This window comes from Mucilaginibacter sp. P4_G9, from assembly GCF_056400985.1.
In genome coordinates, this window is record NZ_JBFUKF010000489.1 from 1 (window position 1) to 3,418 (window position 3,418).

At 42.3% G+C, this 3,418-nt stretch carries 2 protein-coding genes; one reads left to right on the top strand and one right to left on the bottom strand.

Translation table 11 applies throughout. The annotated features are described in order from the left end of the window. Positions 1-2,395, bottom strand: a 2,395-nt coding sequence (locus tag AC1DPZ_RS24240) for a TonB-dependent receptor (RefSeq protein WP_477408315.1), incomplete at its 3' end; no start/stop codon positions are given. Between the two features lie 339 nt (positions 2,396-2,734). Between AC1DPZ_RS24240 and proB the strand changes: the two genes are divergently transcribed. Beyond that, on the top strand, positions 2,735-3,418 hold a 684-nt coding region (proB, locus tag AC1DPZ_RS24245; protein WP_477408317.1), incomplete at its 3' end, for a glutamate 5-kinase.

Here is a 3,418-nt window from a genome sequence, read left to right on the forward strand (position 1 = left end):
CATTTGTGCCTACCTGCACACCATTAGGTACAAACACCTGCACCTGGCCTAAAAAGCCATCGTAACGGTTGGTGTAAGCATCAATATCAATAAATACTTTATTATCCAAAATAATACCTTTATAACCAACTTCGTATGAAGTTATCTGCTCTGGCCGCGCATTTGGCAACTTGGCCACTTTCAACAAGTCTTTATTGGCTAAAGCAACCTGGTCGGTACCACCGGCAGCATTTACTGCAGCGTTAAAAGCAACTACAGACGATTGTGTATAACTGTTACCTAAATAACCCAATCCATCATTTATAAATGGTAAGCTGCCCACACGTTTAACACGACCATTGTTTACATAAGACAATGCCTCGAACAAGGATGGGAAACGGTAACCATTCTGGAAGGTAAACCTAAAGTTATGATTCTCATTCACGGTATAAACTGCCGCTAAACGAGGAGTGAACTTAGGATCAAAGTAAGGATTGTAATCCCATCTGATTGAGCCGAATAGCTTTAATTTTTCATCGAAAAAAGTTTTGGTTACCTGGGTAAATGCTCCGTATTTTTTGTAGATCACATCTTTACCAAAACTACCATCGGCCAAAGGTGTGTTCCTGTCGGCAATAGCCCGGGTAAAGTCAACAAAGTTATTCCCATCCGGGGTTATGGCGTATACACGCACATCGCCGCCAACAAGCAGGTCAACCACCTTTACCCTGTTTGTTAAATCCCATTGGGCTTCAGCGTTATATAAATGGCTTTTTTGAACCAGCGCGGCGCCACCGGTAGCCGGGGCGTTAGGTATCAGGCTCGATTTGATGTCCCAGTTATTAATGCCGATAATAGTTTTTCTTAAATCATCAAATGCTTTTGTACCAGGCTCTACCCTTCCTGCGTCTGCAGCAGCTCTTGCATATTGTTCGGCAGCAGCCAGGTTAGCTGATGTTAAACCTCCGTTTGCACTGCCATAAGAATTAAGCGCATTTTTAAAGCTTGTTCCCCATACCGAATTGCTTGCATGGTTCAGATCAAGGTTATCGGCCAAAGGCTTCACGTTGAATGAATTGCCGGTATTTTCTATCGACTCATAAGCACGAACCAAAAACTCTTTGCCTTTTAACTCCACTTTATGGTTTTGTACCGTAGCGTCCTGTAACGAAATTTTGTTACCGCGCTGAAATACGCCATCCAACCTACCGTAGCGGTAGGTGTAAGACAATACGGTATTTGGTGTTAATTTATAGGATAGTGTACCATCAAGTTTCAGGTTAGTTACTTTAGGGCTTACCAGGTCAACTTCATTATATCCTGTACGGGCAACGGTAAGGCCTGGCATTGTTTTACCATCAACGGTAAGGCCTTTCACAACAACGGTATTACTTCCGGCAAGGGCGTCATCTCCATATTTGTTCCAGCCATCATAAGCAGCATTGCTTGTGCCTGTTAGTGCAGGAAAGCCCGGATTTGCCGTTTTCAGGTTATAAGGGTTTTGATCTTTACGTGTATCTGATTGCCAATCGGTACCCTGCATGTAACTTACATTCAGTTTAAAGGCAAATTTATCATTCCAGGCTTTGGCAAAGCGCAAAGCGTCCTCGGTAAGTGAACTTGCACCTAAACGGTCGTTACCTACATGGTTTAATCCCTGGCGGTGGTAAAAACTCAGTCCCTGGTATTTAAAAGGATCTTTAGTTATTAAATTGGATAAACCATTTATCGCGTTAGTACCATAAAGGGCCGCTGCCGCGCCTGGGGTAATTTCAATACTGGCAATATCCAGCTCGGTTGGGCCAATGGCATTACCAAGCGGTACACCCAAGGTAGCCGATTGCATATCAACACCATCAACCAACTGCATAAACCTGAAGTTGTTCGGGCTGTTAAAACCACGTGTGTTAGGTACTTTAAGGGTGATGCTGGTGGTTGTCATCTGTACGCCTTTCACGTTCTCCAATGCATCGTAAAAGCTTGGGCCGGGAGATTGTTTAAGCGCGTTGATACTCAGTTTTTCGATAGCTACAGGAGAGCGAAGCAGCTTTTCTTCTTTACGGGACGCAGTTACCACCACCTCATTAATCAATAACGATTGACTTGATAACTGAATATTTAAAGCGCTGTTGGCATTTTTAACGTAAAACTCCTGCGGCTGAAAACCTAATGCTGTAAAAATTAAAGTATAGGGTAATTTGGCACTTGTTGTTAAAGAAAATTTACCCGTGCTGTCAGACGCGGTTTTGTTTGTAGTTCCTTTTATGCTTACGGTTGTACCTACAAGTGGTTCGCCATGGTCGTCTTTTACAACGCCGCTTATTATGTATGAACCATTAAGCTGTGCATGGCCTATTGCCGGGACAAGGACAAGAAAAAGTACTATGAGTTTAATCGTATTATGAAGAGTTTTCATGAAGGGGGTTAGCGCAATTTTTTAAGTATGTGTTTAATTAATTTGATGGAGATAGATGCATGGGGGCCTATCAACAACAACACATATTAACGAGCTGCATTTTAAACTGATTAGAGGTATTAATTAAGTAAATATGATACATAGTCTATGGAATTAGTCGACAAAAATATAAATTATTTGCTTTGTGTCAACATTTTTCTTGTTTTTTCTCGATTTTTTTGGATAAATACACATATACTTCTATTAAATCTACCATTTTAGTGGATATATTTTCAAATAATCCTGTCCTGTTCCGTGTCAATTTTGTAATATTGGCGGTTCAATCTGTACTACGGCAAAATGTCTTTTAATTACCAGCGCATCATTATTAAAATCGGCTCCAATGTATTTACCCAGGAAAACGGCCTTCCCGACCTGCAACGCATTGAGCACCTGGTTGGCCAGATAGCTGCGATCAAAAAACAAGGTAAAGAAGTGATCCTGGTTTCATCGGGTGCCGTAGCATCCGGCAGAAGCCTCATCAACATATCCGAAAAGTATGATGCCATAGCCGCAAGGCAGCTCCTGGCTTCTATAGGGCAAGTAAAATTGATAAATACCTATTCGCAGTTATTTGAGCGTTTTGGGATTCTTTGCTCCCAGGTATTGGTTACCAAGGAGGATTTCAGGGACAGGATGCACTACCTCAACATGAAAAACTGCCTCGACCTGTTGTTACAGCACCAGGTGATACCCGTGGTTAACGAGAATGATGTGGTATCGGTAACCGAGCTGATGTTTACCGATAATGATGAACTGGCCGGCTTAATTGCCTCCATGCTGAATGCCCAGGCATTAATTGTATTAACCAATGTTGATGGAATTTATAACGGCGACCCAAAAGCGCCTGGATCTGCTGTGATTGAAGAAGTTGCGGGCTCTGTTGTTGATTTTGCCGAGTTTGTTTCATCCGGTAAATCGCAGTTTGGTCGTGGTGGGATGATCACCAAGTCAACCATGTCGCAAAAAACAGCTCAATTAGGC